Genomic DNA, 23,154 nt, shown 5'->3' on the forward strand with positions numbered 1-23,154 from the left:
TCAACAAACTTGGCACACTATTGAGTTCTCAAGCTACAAACACCCCAACACCACCAGAAAAAAACCATCTGGATCGCTCCGGAGCAACTTTTCTATCTTACCGGAACCTTCTTGCGAGTGTCAACTCAGCTTTTCTCGGTTGTAGTAGAGACAGAGGATCGGGCTATATTAGCCCTGGTTCGCGCTGGTGCTCTGGGAGAGTCCCTTGAGCGTTCCTGCGCGGATATTTACTCTAGCACCTGTTCGCGCCGAATGTAAATTCCGCGTGAACAAGCCTAGCTCTCCACCTGCATCAACATAGAGGGGCGGAAGGCCCACTGTCCCTCCCACCGGGAGAAAAGCTGCAGAGACTCGGTCAGCATCGCCGCACGGAAGAACACGGAGTCAATCCCAGTGCTATCGGCGTCAGAGGAACGGTACCCCTCCAAAAGCCGCGCGCTGAGCTCTTCATACCACTGTCCGAAGTTCACCGGATCGCCGGGCTCGGCTCCCTCAGCTTCAGCTGTGTCATCGGAACCGTTCTCTGCAGAATCGTCACTTCCCGGACTGTCCACCTGCTCCGGGAGTGCCGAGACATGGCTGGCGACTTCCATGACCATATTAGCCAAAGACATAAGCACCGCGACCACGTCCTGCATGCCCAGCTTATGCTCGATGAAGCCACCTGTCTCGGTGACTACCCACCTTTCTTGGTTGAGCCGGTGCATCTGAGCAGCATCCAGCTCACCGTGGATGCGTTGAAGCATCAGGGGCTCATCGGAGTCCCGCAGCTGCATGCTCATCAGGTCAATCATCTCGTGGAGATCAGCGGCCTCATCCTCATCGAACTCGTGCCGGACCTTCTTCCACTGAGCCTGCAGAGCGTGCTGCATCTGGGAAGCCATTGACTTCAGCTGCTGAGCCGCCTGGGGATGAGCCCCGAAAGCCCCGGCGAGATCGGCGTGGAAATTCCCCAGTGTGCAGCCGAGCTGGTGGGCACTCTCGGCGAATGACTTTCCATCTCGCAGCGAGGAGCGTGCCAGGCTCAGTGCGTCGGGAGCCGCAGGCCCGGGCTCCCGGATCACCACCAGCTCTCCGGTGTCCCACTCTGGGGCTGCCCACTGCTCATCCGCCGGGTACTCCTGCCAAGCCCCGGTGACCGTACCCAGCACTCGCGGGATCGCCGTCGAGTGCGCAGCTGTCAGCCTGAACACCGTTTCCAGCCGCAGTTCCCGCTCCGCTGAGGGGCGGCGCAGAAAATCGACGGCGATCTTCTTCTCCCAGTCACCCTCATCGTCGGTCCCTGCCGGTCGAACAAGGGTCCGAGTGCTGTGCTCCAGAGCCGGTTCAGCCGGATCCCTGCGCATATCCACAGCGAAAGGCTCCCACTGGTCGAATCCTGCCAGCGCCTGCCCCCGGGACCGGCCGTTGCGGCTACCTTGCCTGCGCCGGGCCATCTCCAGGATGGCAGCGAGGAAGGCCTGGTCGCGGGCGCCGTCGTAGACCCACAGTTCACCACCGTCTGAGGCGGTGAGCTTGCCGATGAAAGCGGCCTTGCCCGCCAGCGCTGAGGGGCGGGATCTCAGGGCCAACGGCACGGAGATCAGCACAGAGTGTTCATCGGCCCCGGTGAGGTGCCCGACCTCGAAGAGGTGAAGCTCCAGGAACAGCTGGGAATCAGCGTCCCCCTCGGGGGCAGGCAGGCGCAGTCCGCCCACGCGGAGGAGACTTCTCCGTCCCAGCAGGGCGGGGCACCAGGACTGATGCGGCAGCCAATTGGTGAGGATCTCCAGAAAACCTGGCTGCTGCTCGCCGCGGATGCTGCGCTGCTCGGTCACTGCGGCCGCACCCCCTGCCGGAGCGTGGCGATCTCGTAGAGACTGATCCCCACCGCCATGGAGGCATTCAACGATTCGGTGCTGGCGGCAATGGGGATGGACACGATCGCATCGCAGGTCTCGCGGACCAGGCGGGACAGCCCTTTGCCCTCTGAGCCGGCCACCACCACCAGCGGCTGATCTGCTAAGTGCAGGTTCGGCAGCGTGGTGTCCCCGCCGCCGTCGAGCCCGATCACAAAGCAGCCCTGCGCTTTGGCCTCTTTCAGCGCCTGGGTCAGGTTCTTGGCACGTGCCACCGGAATCCTCGCCGCAGCTCCCGCCGACGTCTTCCAGGTGGTGGCCGTGACTCCTGCGCTGCGCCGTTCAGGAACGACGACGCCGTCGGCGCCAAATGCTGCCGAAGCCCGCAGGATTGCGCCCAGGTTGCGCGGATCAGTGATGGAGTCGCAGGCGACGATCAGCGGCGGGTGGTCGATATGCCCTGCGGAGGAGGCTTCGACCAGGTCAGCGATGAACTCAGCCGCCTCGGCGTAGTCGTAGGGTTCCAGCACCAGCGCTACACCCTGGTGCACCGCGTCGCCGGTGACGGTGTCCAGCTGTCGCTTGGTGACGTCCTTGACCCGTATCCCCCGTTCGGCACAATGCCGCAGGGACTCGCGGACCCGGCCGTCGGATTCGATGTCTCTGGCGACCAGCAGCTCGGTGGCGGGAGCCTGCTCGGCCAGCGCTTCGACCACCGGGTTGCGGCCGGCGACCACATCCTCGGCCCCATGGCCGGAGCCTCCGCTGCGGGGCTTGCCCGACTGGCGCTTGGCTGCGGCACGTTCGGTGAGCTGCTTCTGCCGGTGCGCCTTGTGGTAGACCCGGTCCTCAGCCTTCGGCGTGGGACCCTTGCCCTGTAGGCGGCGCTTGCCCTGACCGCCGGAGCCCTTGGTGGGCCCTTTGCGCTCTCTGCGCACCGCAGATGATTTGGGTCGGGAGTCCTTCGGCATGAGCTATACACCGCCTTTTAGCGACCAGTTGGCGCCAGCGGGAGTGTCCTCTACCTCGATGCCGACTGCGGAAAGCCGGTCGCGAATGGCATCGGCGGTGCTGAAGTCCTTGATGGCCTTGGCCGCAGCACGTTGCTGGAGCAACTCGCCGACCAGGGAGTCCAGCGCTGCTTCCCCGGGCCCTCCGGCTGACTGAGATTCGGGAACATCATTGATGCCAAGGATCTTGAACATCATGAACACCTGAGCAGCACTGGTGGCCGCGGCGTCGTCGTTGCCCTTGTCCAGTGCGGTATTTCCGGCACGGACCGTCTCATGCAGGACGGCCAGGGCAGCAGGAACGTTGAGGTCATCATCCATGGCTTCACGGAACTGCTCAGGGACTTCTTGCGAGAGAGAGGGAAGGTCTCTATCTGGGAGGGCGCGGGCCAAGAATCCCTCGATGCGCGCCAAGGCTGCCTCAGCCTCTTGCAGCGAACCCGGCCCGTACACCAGCTGCGAGCGGTAGTGCGCCTGGCCGAGGAAGTACCGGACCGCCTTGGGGCGGGCGGCCGCGAGCATCTCTTCGGGGGAGACGGTGTTCCCCAGAGATTTGGACATCTTCTCGCCTTCGAAGGTGACCATGCCGTTGTGCAGCCAGAACCGGGCGAAGCCGTGACCTGCCGCTGCCGACTGGGCCAGTTCGTTCTCATGGTGCGGAAAGCGCAGATCAAGTCCGCCGCCGTGGATGTCGAAGGTCTCGCCGAGGTACTTGGTGGACATCGCCGAGCATTCCAGGTGCCAGCCGGGCCGCCCGCGTCCCCAGGGCGAGTCCCAGGAAGCACTCTCCGGATCGCCCTGCTTATGGCCCTTCCAGAGGGCGAAGTCCCGAGGATCGCGCTTGCCGCGCGGATCGGCGTCGGGAGCGTCCTGCATATCATCCACCTTTTGCCGGGTGAGCTGCCCATAGGCCGGCCAGGAGCGGACGTCGAAGTAGACATCACCTGAGTCATCGGCTGCCGGGTAGGCGTGTCTGGCCTCGAGCAGCCGGTGAATCAGCGCATGCATCTCAGTGATATGGCCGGTAGCCCGAGGCTCATAGCCTGGCCTGCGGACGCCGAGGGCGTCATAGGCGTGCTGGAAAGTCTGCTCGAACCGGTAGGCCAGCACGAACCAGGGGTCGTTGGCAGGATAGTCCGGCTCAGGCTGGAAGCCATCCGCATAGGAGGCCGCGGCCTTCTCCAGGATCTTGTCGTCGATGTCAGTGACATTGCGGACGCTGAGCACCTCATAGCCGGATGCCTCCAACCACCGGATGAGGATGTCGAAGGCCACTGCGGAGCGCACATGCCCCACATGGGGGCGGCCCTGGACGGTGGCACCGCAGTAGTAGAGGGACACCTTCCCCGGCTCAAGGGGCTGGAAGTCGCGCGTCTGCGCGGTCTTGGTGTCGTAGAGTCTCAGGGCCACGGGCCATACCTTACCGGCACGGGCCACGATTCGCGCGATTCCGGCGGGGACGCTTCGTATGCAGCTGACCTGCTCAGCAGACGACTGCGGTGGCAGTGGCCATGATGCCCTCTCCCCGCCCGGGGAACCCCAGCCCGTCGGAGGTCGTCGCCGAGACCGCCACCGGTGCCCCGGCAGCTGCGCTCAGGACCTGTTGAGCCTCCTCACGGCGAGGGGCGAACCTGGGCCGGTTGCCGATGAACTGGACAGAGATGCTGCCGACCTGGAAACCGGCCTCACCGACAATCCGCACGGCCTCACGCAGGAGCACGACGCCGCGGGCCCCTTTGTACTCTGCCCGGCTGGTACCGATGGTGTCGGCTCCGAAGTGAGTGCCCAGGTCCCCCAGCCCAGCCGCGGAGAAGAGCGCCGCACAAGCCGCGTGGGCTACCGGATCTGCGTCGGAATGGCCTGCCAGCCCTTGTTCTCCTGGCCAGTGCAGTCCTGCCAACCACAGCTCGGTAGGCTCTCCCGACGGCGCAAAGGCGTGGATGTCGTGACCGATGCCCACCCGGGGCAGAGCCAGGCCTGCAGGCGGGGAAACCCCGCTCCGCACGGTGCTGGTTCCGTCGGCGGGGGAACCCGGTTCGGTTCCTGAGGTGGCAGCCGATGCTGGCCGGCTCTGACCACGCTGCTGGGCCTCGAGGATTCCGCGGGCAGTGATGAGATCGGTCTCGGTGGTGATCTTCAGCGCATGCGGATGCCCCTCCACCACGCTGACCCGCTCCCCGAGCTCCTCAGCGATCATGGCCTCATCGGTGAGGCGGGCGGCGTCGTTCTCTGCCAGCGCAGCAATGTGGGTGAATGCCCGGTCCAGCACATCCAGGGTGAAGCCCTGCGGCGTCTGCACGGCCCGCAGCTCGGCCCGCGGGAGGGTCTCGGCCACCTGTTGAGCGCTGTCTACGCGTTTGACGGTGTCGGTCACCGGCAGGGCTGGGATGACGGCATTGGCGCCGGAGTCCAGGCTCTGCAGGACTCTGCCGAACACTGCGGCAGGAGTCAGGGCACGGGCGGCGTCGTGCACCAGAACATGCACCGTCTGCGGCCACTCATTGAGCTGGGCGTGCTCCTGCACCGCCTGGGTTCCGGCGGCCACGGAGTCGGTGCGCACACCCCCGCCGGTGATGGTCACGACGTCGCAGCCGCGCCGCTGAGCCAGCAGAGGGCCGGCAGCGGCCAGCTGGTCACGGGCGCGGGAGTCCTCCGGCAGCACGAGCACCACCATATCCAGGCCCAGCTCGGCGGTGACCGCATCCAGAGCGTGGTCAAGAATGGTCCGATCGCTGAGCCGCACGGCAGCTTTGGGGATGCCACGGCCCAGCCGGGTTCCGGAGCCTGCCGCCACTACCACCAACGCCCGGCGAATGCCGGTGCGCGGTGGCACAGCATCAGCCGGGCGTGTGGTCATCAGGGCGTGTTGCCGTCAGGGTGTCAGAGGCTGCTCAGGCGTTGGCGGGGGCTGCCTCGGAGAGCACCTCGTCGAGGAGCTTCTCGGCATCCTCCTCTTCGAGCTCCTTGGCCAGACGAAGCTCGGAGACCAAGATGCGGCGGGCCTGGGAGAGCATCCGCTTCTCCCCCGCGGAGAGTCCGCGGTCATTCTCGCGGCGCCACAGGTCACGGACCACCTCGGAGAGCTTATGGATGGAGCCGGAGGCCAGCTTCTCCACGTTCGCCTTGTAGCGGCGCGACCAGTTGGTCGGCTCTTCGGTATGTTCTGCGCGCAGCAGGCCGAAGACCTTCTTCAGGCCTTCCTCATCCACGACATCGCGGACGCCGACCAGGTCGACGTTCTCAGCGGGGACCTTGATGGTCAGGTCCCCCTCGGAGACCCGCAGGGTCAGGTAGGTCTTCTCCTCACCCTTGAAAGTACGCATCTCCACCTCTTCAATGGTGGCTGCACCGTGGTGCGGGTAAACGACTGTCTCGCCGACTTCAAAATTCATGTAGTTATTCCCCTTTCCCGCAGATCAGTTTATCACGGCAGGGGTCTCCTCGGCGTGTCGTGGTGCGACTTCGCGAGGGCAGTATTAGAGTTCGCCGCGCAATCTTTCTACTACATTGCGTAGAAGTCTGATCGGATCGAGTAGTCTGGTATCAACGCCACGCGCACCCATCGTTTCTAAGGAGTTTCCGCGGTGAAGTTCACCTCCCCGGCTCGTCGCGCAGCTGCGGCAGCGGTTCTGATCGGCGCTCTCAGCGCCACCGGCTGCTCTGCCATCAACTACCAGGCCACCACCCATGTCTACTCCGCCTCCGACGGCACCATGTTCGACGCCGAGAGTGTGGCACTGCGCCACATCATGTTCGTCGCCGAAGAAGAAGGAGGCCCAGCCCGCCTGGTGGGGGTGGTATCGCACACCGACTCCACCGCCGAGGACTCCTCACAGGTGAGCATCGAGGCTGCCGGCGAGACTTTTGAGCTGACCGTGGAACCGGGCGAGGCGGTCAACCTTGAACACGATGAGGAGCTGATCGTCCCTGCGATCCAAGCAGGCCCGGGCTCCATCCAAGAAGTCAGCGTCACCGTCGACGGCGCTCAGGAGACTTTCGGCGCCACAGTGGTGGACGGAGCCCTGATGGAGTATCGCGACCTGCTGCCCGACGGGTTCAACCAGTCCATGACCGAGCACCTTGAGCACGGCCCGGACACCTGGGGCAGCGGCGCGGCCCACTACGATCCCGACGAGTGATCTTTTCCAACGGCGCGGAGCAGCCCTTCGTCCCGGGACGGTTCCGCCGGGCGGCTGAAGCTGTGGCGGCGGCGTCGCCATCAGAGGTCTCAGTAGACATCCTCCTGAAGCTGTGATGTGATTCATCATGTCCATGTGAGACCCGCCACAACTGGGTCCCGCATGGACTGCATACCTTCACTACGGATCGTCGGGCACGTACCTGCCCGTGAAAGGGAAACTGAATCATGGCCTCTGTCACCTATGACCATTCGAGCCGCATCTACACTCCCGGCGCGCGGCCCGCCATCAACCAGCTTCACCTGGAGGTCGCCGATGGCGAGTTCCTGGTGCTCGTCGGCCCCTCCGGCTGCGGCAAGTCCACCGCGCTGCGCATGCTGGCTGGACTTGAGGAGGTCAACGACGGCCGGATCCTCATCGGCGGCGAAGACGTCTCCCATGTCTCTCCCAAGGACCGCGATATCGCGATGGTCTTCCAGAACTACGCTCTGTACCCGCATATGACAGTGGCGGAGAACATGGGCTTCGCCCTGAAGATCGCCGGGGTCTCCAAGGATGAGCGGGCGAAACGGGTGAAGGAGGCTGCCAAGATCCTGGACCTGGAAGCTTACCTGGAGCGCAAGCCGAAGGCGCTCTCCGGCGGCCAGCGCCAGCGTGTGGCCATGGGCCGGGCGATCGTCCGCGAACCCAAGGTGTTCCTGATGGACGAGCCACTGTCCAACCTGGACGCCAAGCTGCGTGTGCAGACTCGCACCCAGATCGCAGCACTGACCCGCGAGCTGAAGACCACCACCGTCTACGTCACCCATGACCAGGTCGAGGCGATGACCATGGGAGACCGGGTCTGCGTGCTCAAGGACGGGGTGCTGCAGCAGGTGGACACTCCGCGGAACCTCTACGACAACCCGGCCAACGTGTTCGTGGCCGGTTTCATCGGCTCTCCGGCCATGAGCCTGTTCAAAGCCGCGGTTGAGGGCGGCCAGGTCATAGTCGGCAATGACCGGCTGACTGTACCCGAGGTCGACCTGACCGGCACCAACGAGGTCATCCTGGGCATGCGCCCGGAGGACATGGATGTCTCCGGCGACGGCACCGGCCTGCCGATGGTGGTGGACGTGGTGGAGGAGCTGGGGGCCGACGCCTACATCTACGGCTCCCCCGAGGGTGTGCAGACCTTCCAGCCGCTGATCGTGCGCGTGGGAGGACGGAGACCCCCCCAGAAGGGCGAGACCGTCTATATCAAGCCCTCTGCAGACTATGTGCACCTCTTCGATGTGCAGACCGGCCTGCGGCTCAACGGCGACATCCCGGAGAACACCCCAGAGGCAACGCTCGACGACGTCGAAGCCCTCACCGACCAGGAAGAGTGAGCCGGCACTGCGAGGGAGGGGAGCGTCCGTAGGGTCTCACGCGGCCACCGCCGCGCAGGACCCTACGGAGCGACGGTGAACGGCGCTACCGCCGTGGGAGCACAGAGCTTCCGCGCCTGACCTGGGCTTTTTTTGCTGATTCACACGATACTTAGTGCTTCTGTCCAGCAAACAGCCAGGGTTAGGTCCCTAGTGTTGTACTCATGGCGAGAAACGCACTATCTACAGTCCTGACGATCGTGCTAGCGATTGTGCTGATCTGGCTGGCTTGGTGGCTACTGACCGAGCTGATCAGCATTATCGGCAGTGTGATCGTCTCAGTGATCATCGTGATCCTGGCACTGTTCGTGCTGCGCGGCATCTTCCGAGCAGCACCCTGACGCCAGGAACTAACGACCGTTCAGTCTCACGGCACCCATCTATCCCAAGGAGAGAATCATATGCGCGGCGGTATATACATCGGCGGAGGTTTCGTCACAGTCCTGCTGATCATCATCATTCTGGTCATCGTTCTGTAACCATATTGTCAAGCAAGGCCCTGGCTCCCTGTTCACGCAGGGTGACCAGGGCCTTTTCATAGGGCTCGGCGAATGCACGGTGCTCCACAAGATCCCCGAATAGCTCCTGATCGCGCAGAAAGGCGAGAATGTCCTCGTCGTGCCGGGCAGCAGCCGCCATAACCTGCTCGCGCAGCCGGTCGACCACCGGCCACTGCTCACCCTTCTCCCCAGACCCCTCGGCATACCGGGCCCAGGAGGCCACGATGGCCGCGGAGACGCTGACGTCCCGCCCGGCCACGAGGTTCTCGCGGATCACCGGAACCAGCCAGGTGGGAATCCGGTCGGAAGACTCCGCTGCCAAGCGCGCCAGCGTGTCACGGACATACTCGTTGCCGAACCGTGCCATGAGCTGGTCCTTATACGCCTCCAGGTCGATGCCCGGCACCTCAGGCACCGTGGGCGAAGCCTCACCGTCCATGTAGTGACGACGTGTGAACCCGGCCAGCTGCTCGTCCTGGACCGCTTCGTGCGCGTAGGTGTAGCCCAGCAGCAGCCCGAGGTAGGCGATGGCCTGGTGGCTGCAGTTCAGCAGCCGCAGCTTCATCAGCTCATAGGGCTCCACGTCCGCAACCAGCTGGGCGCCTGCCTCCTCGAAGGCCGGCCGGCCGGCCGGAAAATGGTCTTCGACCACCCACTGCAGGAAGTCCTCGCTGACCACCGGCCAGGCGTCATCGATCCCATAGTCCCGGCGCACCATCGCACGGTCCTCTTCTGAGGTCACCGGGGTGATCCGGTCCACCATGGTGTTGGGGAACGCCACATGCTCTGCAATCCACCCCGCCAGCTGTTCCTCATGGGACTGATTGTCCTTGCGTTCGGCATAGGCGGTGATCACCCGTCTGGCCAGGTCTCCGTTGCCGCGCACGTTGTCGCAGGAGAGCACCGTGAATGCCGGAATACCCTGGGCACGACGACGCCGCAGGGCCTCCACCACGAACCCGAACATGGTTGCTGGGAACTGCGGGGGAGCTTCGACGGTTTCCTGGTCCGGGCCACCGCGCGGCCACACCCCCTGGGACTGAAGCTCGGCACGGCTGAAGTCCGCCGTCAAATCCGCCGCAATGGCTGGAGTAGAGTGCTGGAACTCCCCGGTGGACGGATTGTAGTTGTAGCCGCCCTCGGTCACGGTCAGCGAGACGATCCGCACCGCGGGGTCGGTGAGCCGCTCCAACACCGCTGCAGGGTCGTCCGGGGCGTAGAGATACTCGGCGATCGATCCGACGACGCGCGCCTCCCTCGTGCCGTCGGGAGCCTTGGCCACCAGTGTGTAGAGCCCGTCCTGCGGGGTCAGGGCATCGCGCATGGCAGCATCGCCGGGCATGAGGCCCACACCGCAGACAGCCCACTGAGGCGGGTGCCCGGCGTTGAACAGTCTGTCCAGGTAAAGAGCTTGGTGGGCCCGGTGGAACCCCCCTACCCCGAAGTGCACAATGCCCACCTGTCGCCCGGCGAGGTCGTAGTCAGGTGTCTGAAGGTCAGGAGACTCCACCTGCGGCAGTGCCGCACTGCTCAGCGTGATCATGCCCACATCCTACCAATGACTTCACATATGAGCACTTGATAATGCTCGAATGAGCATTCGGCATACGCTCAGTCGAGCGCAGCGCTGACCCGAAGGGCAAGCTCGGCGGACAGCACCAGGTCATCGATGAATCCGGCCCGGGCCGCCGCAATGACGGCCTCCGGATGCTCCTGCGCCGGCGCCAGGGCGATCACCCGGGCATTACGCAGCTGCTCCGGCTTCACCCCGATCACGCGATTCTCCATGCCGGAGCGCGCCACCTGCCCTCCGGCCGTCACCAGGATTCCGGAGCATTCAGCCACCACACCTGCCTCTGCCGCGGCCTGCAGCTCCTGCGGGCTGAACCTGGCCCGCAGCGTCGACGCGCCTTCACCCCATCCACCCACGGACACCACAGCAAAATCCAGGTCATCGGCAGCCTCCAGCGCGGCACGAACTTCATCCATGGCACGCAGGGAGGCCGCGACGTCGTCGTTGTCCACGATCAGCGGAGTCGGCAGCGGCCAGATCTGCCCGCGCGCCAAGGATCCCAGCGCGTGGATCAGGCCGGTGGAGGCCGCCGCGGACGTGCCCGGAGCCGAAAGCGGTCCGACCAGCTGCACAATGTCCACCCGCGGCAGCGAGCTCAGGTGCTCAGGAAGGTGCATCAGGGTGCGCGACCAGGCGACCCCGAGCCGGGCGCCGTCGTGGAGCCTGCGTTGCAGTAGCTGCGCCGCCTGGCGCGCCAGGGCCGAGCGCGGGGTCTCGCCGGTGCGCGGGGTGACCACAGTCGCCGAGGAGATGCCCAAGCGCCCTGCAAGCGCCGCATGGTCCTCCCCCGCATCCAGGGGGTTGACCACGCGTATCTGGACGATGCCTTCGCTGCGCGCCCGGTCCAGCAGGCGTGCGACCTGGAAACGGGAAATGCCGCGCTCAGAGGCGATCTCCACCTTGGATCGGCCTTGAAGATAGTGCTCAGCAGCCACCTCTGCCATGAGCTGCACCTCGCTCGTCTGAGACATGCTCACCTCCTTGCTCCAAGAATTCGTGGGCGCTGAATGTTGCTCATTCGAGCCTACTATGACTAGAGTCACATAACAGTTGAGCACTAAGAGGCGCTCATATGAGCGTTTTCATCGTATCCCAGCACAGAGCGGCGTCCACTGCCGCACCGACCAGGACGGACCAGATATGACCGGAACTCCCCACCGGCTCAGCCGCCGCAGCCTGCTCTCTGCGGGCCTGGGCGCTGCTGCCGGAGCCGCCGCCTTCGGGCTCACCGGCTGCAGCACTGGGGGACGCGGCGATCGCGAGCAGATCGTAGTCGCCATCGTCTCCAATCCACAGATGCAGGACGCCATGGGCTTGATCAGCCACTTCCGCAACCAGCACCCGCACATCGATGTTCGCTTCGTCTCCCTGCCGGAGAACGAGGCACGCGCCAAAATCACTGCCTCTGTGGCCTCAGGAGGCGGGGAGTTCGACGTGGTGATGATCTCCAACTACGAAACCCCCATCTGGGCAGCCCAAGGCTGGCTCACCGACCTGGAACCCTACATCGGGAACACCGAAGGGTATGACGACGGCGACTTCATCCCCACCATCCGTGAGGCGCTCTCCTACGAGGGTCGCCAGCACGCGGTGCCGTTCTACGGGGAGTCCAGCTTCCTGGTCTACCGCGAGGACCTCTTTGCCCAGGCCGGCCTTGAGATGCCCCAGCAGCCCACCTGGGACCAGATCCGCGAGTTCGCTTCAGCTCTGCACAATCCGGACGCGGGATTCTCCGGCATCGCACTGCGCGGACTGGCAGGCTGGGGCGAGAACCTGGCACCGATCAACACGGTGATCAACACTTTCGGCGGGCGCTGGTTCACTCCTGACTGGGAGCCGATGCTGAACTCTCCGGAAGTGGTCGATGCGGTCAGCACCTACGTGGACACCGTGCGCACCTGGGGCCAGCCCGGTGCAGCCACCTCCGGCTACGGCGAATGCATGACCCACTTCAACCAGGGCAACACCGCCATGTGGTACGACGCCTCCGCCATGGTCTCCGGCATCGAGGACCCGCGGTCCTCCACGGTGGTGGGCACCACCAACTATGCACTCGCACCGGTGATGGAGACCGACTACGCCGGCTGGCTCTACGCCTGGAGCCTGGCCGTTCCGGAGACCTCCCAGCACAAGCAGGCCGCCTGGGACTTCATCACCTGGATGACCCACCCGGACTACTTCCAGCTGGTGGGCAATGAGGTCTCCTGGGAAGCGCTGCCGCCGGGATCCCGGGCCTCCACCTACGAGATCCCGGAGTACGCGGAGATCTCCAGCCACTACGCCGAACCCACGCTGACCTCCATGGAGAATGCCACGCAGGAAAATTCCATGGTGCACCAGGTGCCCTACGACGGGCTACAGTTCGTGGCGATTCCGGAGTTCCAGGACCTGGGCACACGGGTGGGACAGCAGCTCTCCGCAGCGATCGCCGGGCAGCAGAGCGTACCTGAGGCCCTGGAGCAGTCACAGCGTTTCGCAGAATCTGTGGCGCGCACCTACGGATGGGGGAGCTGAGATGACGACGACGGCAACACCCTTGACAGACACCCGCTCGGCTGAGGCAATCCGCGCTCAGAAGGCCGCAGAGCGAGCCGAAGGCTGGAGACGGCGGGCACCGCTTCTTCCTGCGTTGATCTTCGTGATCGTCTGCACCCAAATTCCGTTCCTGCTGACCATCTGGTATTCACTGCGGTCAAGGAACCTGCTGCGGCCGGAGGGCGAGCAGTTCGTCGGGCTGGGCAACTTCGCCGACATCTTTCTGGACTCAACCTTCCGGGCCGCTGCCCTGAACTCGGTGATCATCACGTTGGGCTGCGTGGTCGTGGCCCTGCTGCTGGGCCTGGGCCTGGCGCTGCTGCTGGACCGACCGTTCGCCGGCCGCGGAGTGGTGCGCACCCTGCTGATCACCCCGTTCCTCATCATGCCGGTGGCCGGGGCGATGCTGTGGTCCATCTCCATGTTCAACCCCTCCTACGGGCTGGTGAACTGGCTCATCGGGCTGGTGGGCATCTCCCCGGTGGACTGGACCTCCCAGTACCCGGTGTTTTCCATCGTCGTGGCTCTGGTCTGGCAGTGGACACCGTTCATGATGCTGCTACTGCTGGCCGGGCTGCAGTCCCAGCAGCACGATGTCCTGGAGGCCGCGGCAATGGACGGGGCCAGCAAGTGGGAGACCTTCCGCTACATCACCCTGCCGCATCTGCGGTTCTACATTGAGCTCGCGGTGCTGCTGGGAGTGATCTACGTGGTCAACACCTTTGACCACATCTACCTGATGACCGCCGGGGGGCCCGGCACCGCCAGCGCCAACCTGCCCTTCTACATCTATCAGCGGGCGTTCCTGGGCTTCGACATCGGCCAGTCCGCCGCCATGGGCGTGGTCACTGTGCTCGCCACCATCATCATCTCTCTGCTGGCGCTGCGACTGATCTTCCGCAGCCTGAACGCTAAGGAGCAGTCATGAACGTCGCAGCCCCGCCACAGACACCCTCGACCGACCAGGGGGCCCCGGGGGTTACCCCGGGAATCCGGGGGAACGGAAGTGCGCCCAAGAGCCGCAGCTCCGGCGGCCTGCTGACTGCCTTCACGTGGGTGGTGGCGCTGATCTTCTTCGCACCGGTGGTATGGATGGTGCTGACCAGCTTCAAACAGGAGTCCGCGGCCGCCAGCTCGCCCCCGTCCTTCTTCTTCGAACCCACGCTGGACCAATACCGGAACATCTTCACCTCAGACGCCGCACCGTACTTCCTGAACTCGGTGATCGCCACGGGCGCCTCCACGGTGCTGGTGCTGATCCTGGCGGTGCCGGCGGCCTATGCTCTGAGCATCAGGCCGGTCAAACGCACCCAGGACGCCCTGTTCTTCTTCATCTCCACCAAGATGCTGCCGATCGTGGCGGTGATCATGCCGATCTACGTGATCGCCGGGCAGATCAGGATGTTGGACAACATCGTCACCCTGATCATCCTCTACACCGCCATGAATCTGCCCATCGCCATCTGGATGATGCGTTCGTTCTTCCTGGAGGTGCCGGGCGAGGTGCTGGAAGCAGCCTCGATCGACGGCGCCTCGCTCATCATGACCATGCGGCGGGTGCTGATTCCCATGGTGGCACCGGGCATTGCCGCCACCGCGCTGATCTGCGTGATCTTCGCGTGGAACGAGTTCTTCTTTGCCCTGAACCTCACCGCTGCCAACGCGGCGACGGCACCGATCTATCTGATGAGTACCATGACCTCCGAGGGGCTGTTCCTGGCCCAGCTCTCAGCGGCCAGCGTGCTGGCCTCGCTGCCGGTGGTGCTGGCCGGCTGGATCGCACAGAAGCAGCTGGTCCGCGGTCTCTCCATGGGTGCGGTCAAATAGCCTCACGGCGGTTGACCCTAGGCGCCATGGCTCAGACCTGCGGCGGGCTCGACCCTGGACAGTCTGCGGGCGGGGAACCAAGCAGCGAGCAGAGCCGCCAGCAGGGTCAGTGCCCACACCCCGGCAAGCCGCAGCCAGGGGACTTCCAGCATCACCGTCCAGTCCTCCCGGGCCACCAGAGTGCTGACCCCGGCCCAGCCGAAGAAGACGCCCAGCCCCGACCCCAGGGTCAGGGCGACAGCGGCAAGAAGCAGCGCCTCGATGCTGATCGTGGCTCCCAGCGAGCGCCGGGTCATCCCCGAGGCCCGCAGCAGAGCTGCCTCACGCTGCCGTTCGAGCACGGAGAGGGAGAGCGTATTGGACACCCCGATCACGGCCACGAAGACACTGGCGCCCAGCAGGGCCAGAACGGCGAGCAGCAGCATGTCGATCAGCTCAATGGAGCCGGCACGGGCGAACCACCCGTCGAAGGAGACGTCTTCGGCCCCAGCCTCCTCCAGCTGGGCGACCATGGCCTGGATCTCGGTAGCCGAGGTTCCCTCGGCCAGCCGCACGAGTGTTGCGCCGTCGTCGTCCTCGGCGCCGAACCAGGCGGGCGATTCCCTCAGCGTCTCACCCTCTACGGCGATGAGATCCCCGGGCATCGACCACCATCCCTCGGCCAGAGTGAACTGCACCTGAGCGCCGTTGGGGAACTCCACGTCAAGGAGCTGACCATCATCGGCACCTCCGCCACTGTCCTCGGCGTACGGGATCAGCTCATATCCTGCGAAGGCGTAGTTCACCGGCGATCGGACGGCTTCGGGGAACGGCCACTCTCCGTGGAAGACCGGGCTGTGCTCGGCCCGGTTCACCACAACGAGTCGAGACTCCGAATCCCCCTGCTCATCCTCGCCGACATTCACCGTGACCCCAGGGGCCTGGATGGCCTCGGCGATCCTCTCGTCCTCGTCTAGCTCTTCGGTGACATCGCCGAAGACCACACCGTCGACAGGGTGGGACTCAGAGAGCTCGGTGTTCATCAGTTTCTGCGTAGTGGCAGCGCCTACTGTCATGGTGACCACCAGGGTGACTCCGACCAGCAGTGCCGCCGAGGTGGCGGTCGTCCGGCCCGGGACCTGGCGGGCGTTCTGACCGGCGAGCCTGGCAGGCAGCCGGGCGATGCCCAGTGCCGCGAGCGCCCTGCCCAGAAGAGCGACCAGCGGCGGCATGACCGCTTTGGCCAGCACAAGCACCCCGATGAACCCGATGATTGCGCCGGATATGCCCAAGACTGGGAAGGGTAGTCCCGTGACAGGGTCCACAGAGAAAATGTCATAGGAACCATCAGGACGGTCCATGTCAGGAGAACCGGTGGCTGAATAGACCACAACACCGAGCCCCGCTGCGGTGACCAGGCTGCCGATAATCACTCGCATCCGGGAGATTCCCCCCTCTGGAGCTGCCACATCGGTGGGGCGCAGGGCCGCCATGGGGGAGACTCGGCCGGCCTTCAGCGCCGGCAGCAGCGCAGAGCCCACCGCCATCAGCAGACCGAGACCCAGGCCGAGACCCACCGCCAGCGGATTCGGCAGAACGGAGGGAAGGCCGCGCCCTCCTCCGCCGAAGTAGTTCATGGCCATCACCAACCCCTGAGCGACGGCCCAGCCAAGCATCACACCGGCCGCACCGCCGAGCAGACCGAGCAGGACACCCTCCGCCAGGGTCGCCCGCCGCAGCTGGGTCGCAGTGCCACCCACGGCTCGGATGAGCGCCATGGTGCGCTGACGGGAAGCCACGATCACCTGGAATGTGTTGCCGATGACCAGCGCGGAGACAAAGATCGCAATGCCTCCGAAACCGAAGACGATCCACTGCAGCATCTGGGCGTCGCCGGTGCGCTCAGCCACCCAGGTGCCCACGATCTGCTGATGGGTGGAGATCTCCAGCCCCGCCACAGAGACAATGCCCAGGTCCCCAATGGCCCGAGGGCCTGGGTCCATTTGATCCGATGCGGCCAGCATGGGAAGCTCGCCGGCACCGATGAGCTCTTCGACCAGATCGGCGATCTCCTGTTGAACAGCCTCCTGGGCCGGGGCACTGCCATGGTCGTGATCTGGAAGCACCACCCGGATCTCCTCGGGCTGGGCAGAGTCGTAGCCTTCCTCCGGGTCCGCTGGGAGACGGTCCATCCCTTCGGCGGTGAGGAATCCCCGCGTCCATTCGCTGTCCTCAGCGATGCCCACCACGGTGTACTCGGTGCCATCCGAGATTGCCTGGCTGTCCTCCTCGTCCCAGTCAACATATGCCGCAGTAAGCACATCGCCTACGGCAAGCTGTTCGGTTTCCGCCGCAGCCGAATTGATCAGCAGTTCGTGGTCACCCTGCGGGAAGCGCCCGGCTTCGAGCTCGTCGTCACGCCCCTTCGCGAGAGTGGCGACCGGGATGACGGTTCCGGTGTACTCACCTGCCCCGGGGCTCTGCTGGTCGGGAATCTCAAGCCAGCCGCTGCGGATCGCCTGGGCCGACTCCACAGACTCGAGCTGCTCCACGGCCCCAGCCAGCGGGACGTCCCCGTGCTGATCGACGTGGTCCACCTCGGTGACCGGGCCGTCGTCGTGATTCTCCGCCTCTTCCCCGTAGTGCAAGGACACGGATCTGATGATCAGATCAGCTCCAGCCGCCTCGGCCTCGGCCTCCTCAGTGACCACGCTGGTCATGGAGTCCACGAGCATGAAACCGCCCACGATGAACGCCGCCGAGATGGCGATCGCTGCACCTGCCGCCCACAATCGCTTGCCCGATGAGCGAAGATTCGCCCTCAGCACCGAAAGCCGGGTGCGGCTTCCCTTCACCGCGTTCCCTCGCTTCCCACGCCGTGCGGCGCGCGCCCCGGGGCCTCAGCTCGATCACTTGCTCCGATCATCTTCGTAGCCAGCGCCTGGGCGGTGGGATGGCTGATGGTCTCCAGCACCCTGCCGTCGGAGAGGATGACCGTACGGTCGGCCTCAGCAGCGGCATTGGCGTCATGGCTGACCATCACCACAGTCTGGCCGAACTCGTCCACCGCAGCCCGCAGCAGGGCCAGCACCTCCGCGCCGGTGCGCGAGTCCAGGTTGCCGGTGGGCTCATCGGCAAAGATCACCGCCGGCTTGGACACCAGAGCCCGGGCCACCGCCACGCGCTGCTGCTGACCGCCGGAGAGCTCGAAGGGCCGGTGGTGAAGCCGGTCGGTGAGCCCGAGGTGGTCGATGACCATGTCGTAGAAGTGCCGGTCCGGCTCAGGCCCGCCCAGTGAACTCGGCAGCAGGATGTTCTCCCTGGCTGTCATGGCTGGGACCAGGTTGTAGGCCTGGAAGATGAAGCCGATGTGCTGGCGGCGCACCAGGGTCAGCTCCCGCTCGGAGAGTCCGGTGAGTTCCACCTCTCGGTCCGCGGTGGAGAGCACCACTCGCCCCTCATCAGCGGTGTCCAGACCGGCAAGCACATGCAGCAGCGTGGACTTCCCGGAGCCCGAGGGGCCCATGATCGCGGTGAACCCGCCGGCCGGTATCTCCAGGCTCAGCCGGCGCAGCGGGTGCACTGTGGCCTCGCCGGAGCCATAGGTCTTGGTCAGGGATTCCGCGCGGATTGCCGTCCGCGCACTCGTCAGAGCCTCCATACCAGCTACGCTACGGAATCCGGCACCGCCACCACATCGGTCCACGGTCCTAATCTCCTCTCATCCTCCGGGATGAGGCCGGAATGATCAGGCCTGCCCTTCTCAGCGGGGCTAACCCCCTCTCGGCGTGCCTACCAACCTGAAATCCCTTAACCCACGGAAATGGAAGTTGGCGGCAGGAGAAATCGGTTGGTAGAGCGGCCCTGGTGGCCGGTGGTGAGGAAAATCCGGTTGGCAGGACGGTCTGGTTGACCGACAACACGGTGAGCTGAGCGGGCAGGGCGAAACGGACACCGCCCAGCGTGGACCGGCCCCAACCTGGTGCAGCACCGGCGGCACGGCGGCGTCAGTCGCCGACCACACCGGATTCGTAGGCGAAGACCACCGCCTGGACCCGGTCACGGCAGCCCAGCTTGGCCAGGACCTGACCGACATGGGTCTTCACCGTGGCCTCGGAGAGATAGAGCCGGGCCGCGATCTCGGTGTTGGAGTCACCGGTGGCCATCTCAGCCAGGATCTCCCGCTCCCGTGCGGTCAGCAGATCCAGGTGCTTCTGCTGCTCAGCAGTGGGGGTGCGCCGTCGTCCCTCTCCCAACAACGTACTGTCCAGCAGCCGGCGGGTGGTGGTGGGGGCGACCACTGCGCCTCCGGTCACTACGGTGCGAATGGAGTCCAGCAGCGCCTCCGGCTGGACGTCTTTGAGCAGGAAGCCGGCCGCACCTGAGCGCAGGGCCTGCAGGGCGTATTCATCGGTGTCGAAGGTGGTCAGCACGATGACGCGGGTCTCGGCGAGCGCCGGATCCTCGGTGATGACGGCGGTGGCCTGCAGGCCGTCCATCTCGGGCATGCGAATGTCCATCAGCACCACATCTGGGCGCTGACCGGCCGCGGCCAGGCGCCGCACCGTTGCCAATGCTTCGGCACCGTTGCTTGCCTGAGCGGCCACAGCCATATCCGGCTGAGAGTCGATCACCATGGCGAAGCCGGCACGCAGCAGCGCCTGGTCATCGGCCAGCACCACCGAGATCTGCTCTGGCGGCTCCGGGATGTCATTCATCGGCTGGCCTCACTTTCTGGGCGCCACCGCGGCTGCACCGGGTAGCAGATGGTCTGGGCTTGATTATGGCTCACTGCGGCTGCTCTCCCCCGGTCCGGGCCGCTGTGGGCCGACTGCCCCGTACGTGGTGAACACTGTCCAGCGGGAACCGTGCTTCAACCGTGAAGCCGGGCTCCAACGACTCCTCACCCTTGGGTTTTGCGGTCAGGGTGCCGCCGTAGAGGCGGGCCCGCTCGGCCATGCCCAGGAGACCGGAGCCGGCGCCGTCGTTGTGGGCCTGGGCGCCGCGGCCGGTGTCGCTGACTTCGAGGGCAAGCTCCCCGGTACGGTGGTCGGTGCCCAGCCACACCTGGGCAGTGGCGCCCTGCCCGCCGTGCTTGAGGGTATTGGTGAGCGCCTCCTGAACGATCCGGTAGATGGCCAGCTCAACTCCTTCGCTGAGCTCAGGCAGAGCATGCCTGGAGATGTTCAGCTCCGCCTCCAGGCCGGAGGCGTGGATATCGGACACCAGCTTCGGCAGATCCTCCACCCCCGGAGCGGGACGTTTCTTCAGCTCGCCCTCCTCCCGCAGCACTCCGAGCATCCGGCGCAGCTCGGCCAGCGCCTCCCGGCCGGTCTCCCCGATGGTCTCGAACGCCTCGCTAGCACGTGCCGGGTTCTGCTCGAGCACGTACCTGCCGCCATCGGCCTGGGCGATCATCACCCCCATGGAGTGAGACACCACATCATGCATCTCCCGGGCGATGCGCATCCGTTCGGCATCGGCGGCCAGCCGCGCCTCCTGGTCTCGCTCGCGCTCCAGCAGGCGGTTCCGCTCCTGGATCGCCTCCCGTTCACGACGACGACGCCCCGCCAGGTCGCCGAACAGCCAGGCACTGAGCACCACGGCCGCGCAGAAGCCGGTGATCAGTGCTGAGACGAAGAGGATCGCGCCCCAGTCCGGAGGGTAGAGGTCGGGAGCACCGCTGATAATGCTCGTTGCGACGATCACGAACAGGCCCAGAAGCACTGCACCGGCCAGACCAAGTGTGAGGTAGGTGAGGCTCGCTCGCCGGGAGCCGTATTTGGCACAGGCGTAGACCACCAGCGGGACCGCGAACACCGAGGCGCCGGGGCCGTACATGGCCAGAATCTGGCACAGGCAGGCAAAGGCGATGACTCCGGCCGCCAGCCCAGGGCGCAGCCGGGAAAAGGTCAGCGGAAGGATAGCCAGCAGTTCGAAGAGGATCATCACCGGGATGTTGACCGTGGTTCCGAACATTCCGGTGCCGTAGATTTCCCGAGCGGAGGCTGGTCCGATGACCCAGAAGAGTGTGCTGACCAGCAGCAGGGGCAAGACCTTGAAGACTATGTCGCCGAGCCAGGGCCGCGCCTCGAAGAACCGCACAGTCCGCACATGAACAGGTGGCGGGGCGAGCAGGCTGTCCGACATCGTTGGCTTGCCTCCCGTTCCATCGCTTCGCACTGAACCGAGTGCTCGGCGCGCTGTCTTCCCCCAAGTGTAGGGATGAGCCGCGCAGAAAACCTCAGACCACAGGATGAATTGGATGTCCTCCTGCTCTCCGATGCGCGTGGCGGTGCTGCCCAGCAGGATGGCAGATATGAACAACTCACCCCTCATCACAGCCTCCAGGCTGACCAAGACCTATGGCACCACCCGTGCGCTCAACGGTGTGGACCTCACCGTCTGCGCCGGGGAGTCTGTGGCCGTCATGGGGCCCTCCGGCTCCGGAAAGACCACCCTGATGCACGTGCTCTCCGGGATCATCACTGCCGAGAGCGGCACCATGCAGTTCCTTCCGCAGTCCACTGCCGGGGACCACCCGGTGACCGTCTCCGGGCTGAGCTCCGAGAAACGAGCCCGGCTGCGCCGGCAGCATATCGGCTTTGTGTTCCAGGAAGGGCTGTTGATGCCGGAGCTGACCGCGCTGGAGAACGTAGCGGTGGCTCTGATGCTCTCCGGAACACCTCGGACTGCCGCGGAGTCAGCTGCCGCCAGATGGTTGCAAGCCCTGGGGTTGGCCGGCCTGGAGGACCGCCGCCCGGGCCAGCTCTCCGGCGGGCAGGCCCAACGGGTCGCCATCGCCCGGGCGCAGGTCACCGAACCACAGATCGTCTTTGCCGACGAACCCACAGGTGCGCTGGACTCCGCCACCTCCGCACAGGTGCTCGATGCCCTGCTGGACTCCACCGTCGGCCGTGGCGCCCCGCTGGTGGTGGTGACCCACGACCCAGATGTGGCGGCGCGCTGCTCCCGGCTGATCCGGCTGGAGGACGGACGGATCGTCCACGACTCCGCCAACGCGGAGGTAGGCACATGATCCGGCTCTTTCTGGGCAGGCTCTTCGCCGACCGGACGGTATGGGCGCTTCCGGTGGCGGGCTTCGCGCTGACCAGCGGCATCGGGCTGATGGTCTTCGGCGGCGCCATGTACTTCTACACGCTGCCTGACACCGAGGACCGTATGCTCTATTCCGTCTACGCCACAGCAGCGCTGATCCTGCTGGTAATCCCCATGCTGGCGCTGATGGGCTCCGCCGCCCGGCTGCTGGCCCACCGCCGCGACGAACGGCTTGCCGGCCTGCGGCTGCTGGGGGCCAGCTCTGGCCAGCTGCGCCGACTGGTGCTGGCCGAGTCTGCGGCCCTGGCTGTCGCCGGCATCCTCACCGGCGCGTTCCTCTACGTGGCGCTGATGCCTCTGGTGGGAAGACTGCCATTCGCCGGAGCACCGATGGGGGTCTCCGGACTGTGGTTAGGCGTCGGACTGCTGGCAGCAGCCTGCGGAGTGCTGCTGGTCTTCGCCATGGCAGCGGCCTTCGTGGGACTGCGCCGGGTGGAGGTCACCCCGCTGGGGGTGCGCACCCGTCAGGCTCCCCAGCGAGTGAAGTGGATGCGCGCGGTGATCGCGGTGGCCGCCGTCGTCGTTGTTTTCGTCCTCCACACTATGGTGCCGATACGCGGCGAGCTGGTGATCATGGTGGTGGCCTTCGCGTTTCTGGCGGTCCCGCTGCTGGCTGTGCAGCTGATCGGGCCCTGGGTGCTGAAGCTGATCACCGCCAGGCAGACCCGGCGGGCCGGCACCGCGGAACGGCTGATCGCCGCACGCAATGTGCTGGACTCGCCGCAAAGGATGTGGCGGCAGGTCGGCGGTGTCGCCGTGGCCGCATTCATCGGTGTGATCGCAGGCTGCGGGGTGGGGCTGATCAGTCTGGCCGAGTTCGAGCAGGGCTCGGAGGAAGCCATGATCTTCGCCGATGTCGCCCGCGGAGTATGGCTGACGCTGTTCATCGCGTTCCTGCTCACTGCCTGTTCTGTGGGGCTGAACCAGACCGCCCAGATTCTCGACCAGCGCGATCTCTACTCCGGACTTGCGAAGACGGGGGTCACGCTCACCCAGCTCAATCGCATCCGCAGCCTGGCGGTGATGCGCGCATTGGCCGCCGTGCTCGTTGTGGCGGTACTGGCAGCCTGCATTGTGGCCATGCCCATCGTCGGCTGGGCAATCCTGACTACCCCAGTCTCAGTGCTCACCATCGCAGCCGTACTCATGGCCGGTGTGCTGCTCATCTACTTCGGAACACTGGTCACCAGGCTCACGATGCGCGCGGTGGTGGAAGCGGGCTGAG

General features: G+C 65.4%; 19 protein-coding genes. 8 read left to right on the plus strand and 11 right to left on the minus strand.

The genetic code is table 11. The features are described from left to right. Positions 1 to 275: 275 nt before the first annotated feature. The 5 genes from DVO78_RS13405 to DVO78_RS13425 all read right to left on the minus strand — a co-directional run bounded on the left by DVO78_RS13405 (position 276) and on the right by DVO78_RS13425 (position 6,240). Positions 276 to 1,817, minus strand: coding sequence for a maltokinase N-terminal cap-like domain-containing protein (locus DVO78_RS13405; RefSeq protein ID WP_120005418.1), 1,542 nt, complete (start codon positions 1,815 to 1,817; stop codon positions 276 to 278). After that, a complete protein-coding gene (rlmB, locus tag DVO78_RS13410; protein WP_120005419.1) occupies positions 1,814 to 2,809 on the minus strand; it encodes a 23S rRNA (guanosine(2251)-2'-O)-methyltransferase RlmB in 996 nt (331 codons plus the stop codon). The genes DVO78_RS13405 and rlmB overlap by 4 nt, the downstream gene beginning before the upstream one ends. A 3-nt stretch (positions 2,810 to 2,812) precedes the next feature. Further along, positions 2,813 to 4,258: a cysteine--tRNA ligase gene (gene cysS / locus DVO78_RS13415; protein WP_120005420.1), complete on the minus strand. Its 1,446-nt coding sequence runs from the start codon at positions 4,256 to 4,258 to the stop codon at positions 2,813 to 2,815. Positions 4,259 to 4,331: 73 nt separating this feature from the next. Further along, on the minus strand, positions 4,332 to 5,705 hold the full coding sequence (gene ispD, locus DVO78_RS13420) for a 2-C-methyl-D-erythritol 4-phosphate cytidylyltransferase (RefSeq protein WP_120005422.1): 1,374 nt from the start codon (positions 5,703 to 5,705) through the stop codon (positions 4,332 to 4,334). A 34-nt stretch (positions 5,706 to 5,739) separates the two neighbouring features. After that, the gene (locus DVO78_RS13425; RefSeq protein ID WP_120005424.1) at positions 5,740 to 6,240 is read right to left on the minus strand and encodes a CarD family transcriptional regulator; all 501 of its coding nucleotides are present in this window, start codon (positions 6,238 to 6,240) and stop codon (positions 5,740 to 5,742) included. A gap of 192 nt (positions 6,241 to 6,432) precedes the next feature. On the opposite strand from DVO78_RS13425, the gene DVO78_RS13430 reads away from it, so the two are divergent. The 3 genes from DVO78_RS13430 (at position 6,433) to DVO78_RS17600 (ending at position 8,737) form a co-directional block, all read left to right on the plus strand. Beyond that, entirely contained in the window at positions 6,433 to 6,987 is a 555-nt protein-coding gene (locus DVO78_RS13430; RefSeq protein ID WP_120005426.1) for a hypothetical protein, read from the plus strand. 227 nt (positions 6,988 to 7,214) lie between these two features. Beyond that, the gene (locus DVO78_RS13435) at positions 7,215 to 8,357 is read left to right on the plus strand and encodes an ABC transporter ATP-binding protein (protein WP_120005428.1); all 1,143 of its coding nucleotides are present in this window, start codon (positions 7,215 to 7,217) and stop codon (positions 8,355 to 8,357) included. A gap of 203 nt (positions 8,358 to 8,560) precedes the next feature. Further along, complete coding sequence (locus tag DVO78_RS17600; RefSeq protein WP_157984040.1) at positions 8,561 to 8,737, plus strand: hypothetical protein; 177 nt, start codon at positions 8,561 to 8,563, stop codon at positions 8,735 to 8,737. A gap of 124 nt (positions 8,738 to 8,861) precedes the next feature. Here the strand turns inward: DVO78_RS17600 and DVO78_RS13440 are convergent, their stop codons facing one another. Together DVO78_RS13440 and DVO78_RS13445 are read right to left on the minus strand one after the other, a co-directional pair. Beyond that, the gene (locus DVO78_RS13440; protein WP_202912196.1) at positions 8,862 to 10,439 is read right to left on the minus strand and encodes a mannitol dehydrogenase family protein; all 1,578 of its coding nucleotides are present in this window, start codon (positions 10,437 to 10,439) and stop codon (positions 8,862 to 8,864) included. 68 nt (positions 10,440 to 10,507) lie between these two features. Then, a complete protein-coding gene (locus tag DVO78_RS13445; RefSeq protein ID WP_120005430.1) occupies positions 10,508 to 11,440 on the minus strand; it encodes a sugar-binding transcriptional regulator in 933 nt (310 codons plus the stop codon). Between the two features lie 169 nt (positions 11,441 to 11,609). Between DVO78_RS13445 and DVO78_RS13450 the strand changes: the two genes are divergently transcribed. From DVO78_RS13450 to DVO78_RS13460, 3 genes are read left to right on the plus strand one after another with little or no spacing between them, the layout of a single operon-like run. After that, positions 11,610 to 12,983 (plus strand): ABC transporter substrate-binding protein, encoded by a 1,374-nt coding sequence (locus DVO78_RS13450; protein ID WP_120005432.1) that lies wholly within the window; start codon positions 11,610 to 11,612, stop codon positions 12,981 to 12,983. Position 12,984: 1 nt separating this feature from the next. Further along, positions 12,985 to 13,932: a carbohydrate ABC transporter permease gene (locus tag DVO78_RS13455; protein WP_120005434.1), complete on the plus strand. Its 948-nt coding sequence runs from the start codon at positions 12,985 to 12,987 to the stop codon at positions 13,930 to 13,932. Further along, entirely contained in the window at positions 13,929 to 14,831 is a 903-nt protein-coding gene (locus DVO78_RS13460; RefSeq protein WP_120005436.1) for a carbohydrate ABC transporter permease, read from the plus strand. Before DVO78_RS13455 ends, DVO78_RS13460 begins: the two co-directional genes overlap by 4 nt. Positions 14,832 to 14,848: 17 nt before the next feature. Here the strand turns inward: DVO78_RS13460 and DVO78_RS13465 are convergent, their stop codons facing one another. The 4 genes from DVO78_RS13465 to DVO78_RS13480 form a co-directional block, all read right to left on the minus strand. After that, complete coding sequence (locus DVO78_RS13465) at positions 14,849 to 17,665, minus strand: ABC transporter permease (RefSeq protein ID WP_157984041.1); 2,817 nt, start codon at positions 17,663 to 17,665, stop codon at positions 14,849 to 14,851. Then, positions 17,662 to 18,471, minus strand: coding sequence for an ABC transporter ATP-binding protein (locus DVO78_RS13470; protein WP_120005440.1), 810 nt, complete (start codon positions 18,469 to 18,471; stop codon positions 17,662 to 17,664). Before DVO78_RS13470 ends, DVO78_RS13465 begins: the two co-directional genes overlap by 4 nt. 346 nt (positions 18,472 to 18,817) lie before the next feature. Further along, positions 18,818 to 19,528 (minus strand): response regulator, encoded by a 711-nt coding sequence (locus tag DVO78_RS13475; RefSeq protein WP_120005442.1) that lies wholly within the window; start codon positions 19,526 to 19,528, stop codon positions 18,818 to 18,820. 70 nt (positions 19,529 to 19,598) lie between these two features. Continuing rightward, positions 19,599 to 20,960, minus strand: coding sequence for a sensor histidine kinase (locus DVO78_RS13480; RefSeq protein WP_157984042.1), 1,362 nt, complete (start codon positions 20,958 to 20,960; stop codon positions 19,599 to 19,601). 169 nt (positions 20,961 to 21,129) lie between these two features. Here DVO78_RS13480 and DVO78_RS13485 point away from each other — a divergent pair, with 169 nt between their 5' ends. Together DVO78_RS13485 and DVO78_RS13490 are read left to right on the plus strand one after the other, a co-directional pair. Further along, positions 21,130 to 21,849 (plus strand): ABC transporter ATP-binding protein, encoded by a 720-nt coding sequence (locus DVO78_RS13485; protein WP_120005470.1) that lies wholly within the window; start codon positions 21,130 to 21,132, stop codon positions 21,847 to 21,849. Further along, positions 21,846 to 23,153 (plus strand): ABC transporter permease family protein, encoded by a 1,308-nt coding sequence (locus DVO78_RS13490; protein ID WP_120005446.1) that lies wholly within the window; start codon positions 21,846 to 21,848, stop codon positions 23,151 to 23,153. Before DVO78_RS13485 ends, DVO78_RS13490 begins: the two co-directional genes overlap by 4 nt. Position 23,154: the final 1 nt, after the last annotated feature.

This window comes from Nesterenkonia muleiensis (genome assembly GCF_003600155.1).
Classification (GTDB): domain Bacteria; phylum Actinomycetota; class Actinomycetes; order Actinomycetales; family Micrococcaceae; genus Nesterenkonia; species Nesterenkonia muleiensis.

Excerpts from the sequence above, each read along its gene's own strand:
- rlmB (WP_120005419.1), bottom strand. The coding sequence starts at position 2,809 with ATGCCGAAGGACTCCCGACCCAAATCATCTGCGGTGCGCAGAGAGCGC.
- ispD (WP_120005422.1), bottom strand. The coding sequence starts at position 5,705 with ATGACCACACGCCCGGCTGATGCTGTGCCACCGCGCACCGGCATTCGC.
- DVO78_RS13425 (WP_120005424.1), bottom strand. The coding sequence starts at position 6,240 with ATGAATTTTGAAGTCGGCGAGACAGTCGTTTACCCGCACCACGGTGCA.
- DVO78_RS13435 (WP_120005428.1), top strand. The coding sequence starts at position 7,215 with ATGGCCTCTGTCACCTATGACCATTCGAGCCGCATCTACACTCCCGGC.
- DVO78_RS17600 (WP_157984040.1), top strand. The coding sequence starts at position 8,561 with ATGGCGAGAAACGCACTATCTACAGTCCTGACGATCGTGCTAGCGATT.
- DVO78_RS13440 (WP_202912196.1), bottom strand. The coding sequence starts at position 10,439 with ATGATCACGCTGAGCAGTGCGGCACTGCCGCAGGTGGAGTCTCCTGAC.
- DVO78_RS13445 (WP_120005430.1), bottom strand. The coding sequence starts at position 11,440 with ATGTCTCAGACGAGCGAGGTGCAGCTCATGGCAGAGGTGGCTGCTGAG.
- DVO78_RS13450 (WP_120005432.1), top strand. The coding sequence starts at position 11,610 with ATGACCGGAACTCCCCACCGGCTCAGCCGCCGCAGCCTGCTCTCTGCG.
- DVO78_RS13455 (WP_120005434.1), top strand. The coding sequence starts at position 12,985 with ATGACGACGACGGCAACACCCTTGACAGACACCCGCTCGGCTGAGGCA.
- DVO78_RS13460 (WP_120005436.1), top strand. The coding sequence starts at position 13,929 with ATGAACGTCGCAGCCCCGCCACAGACACCCTCGACCGACCAGGGGGCC.
- DVO78_RS13470 (WP_120005440.1), bottom strand. The coding sequence starts at position 18,471 with ATGGAGGCTCTGACGAGTGCGCGGACGGCAATCCGCGCGGAATCCCTG.
- DVO78_RS13475 (WP_120005442.1), bottom strand. The coding sequence starts at position 19,528 with ATGAATGACATCCCGGAGCCGCCAGAGCAGATCTCGGTGGTGCTGGCC.
- DVO78_RS13480 (WP_157984042.1), bottom strand. The coding sequence starts at position 20,960 with ATGTCGGACAGCCTGCTCGCCCCGCCACCTGTTCATGTGCGGACTGTG.
- DVO78_RS13485 (WP_120005470.1), top strand. The coding sequence starts at position 21,130 with ATGAACAACTCACCCCTCATCACAGCCTCCAGGCTGACCAAGACCTAT.
- DVO78_RS13490 (WP_120005446.1), top strand. The coding sequence starts at position 21,846 with ATGATCCGGCTCTTTCTGGGCAGGCTCTTCGCCGACCGGACGGTATGG.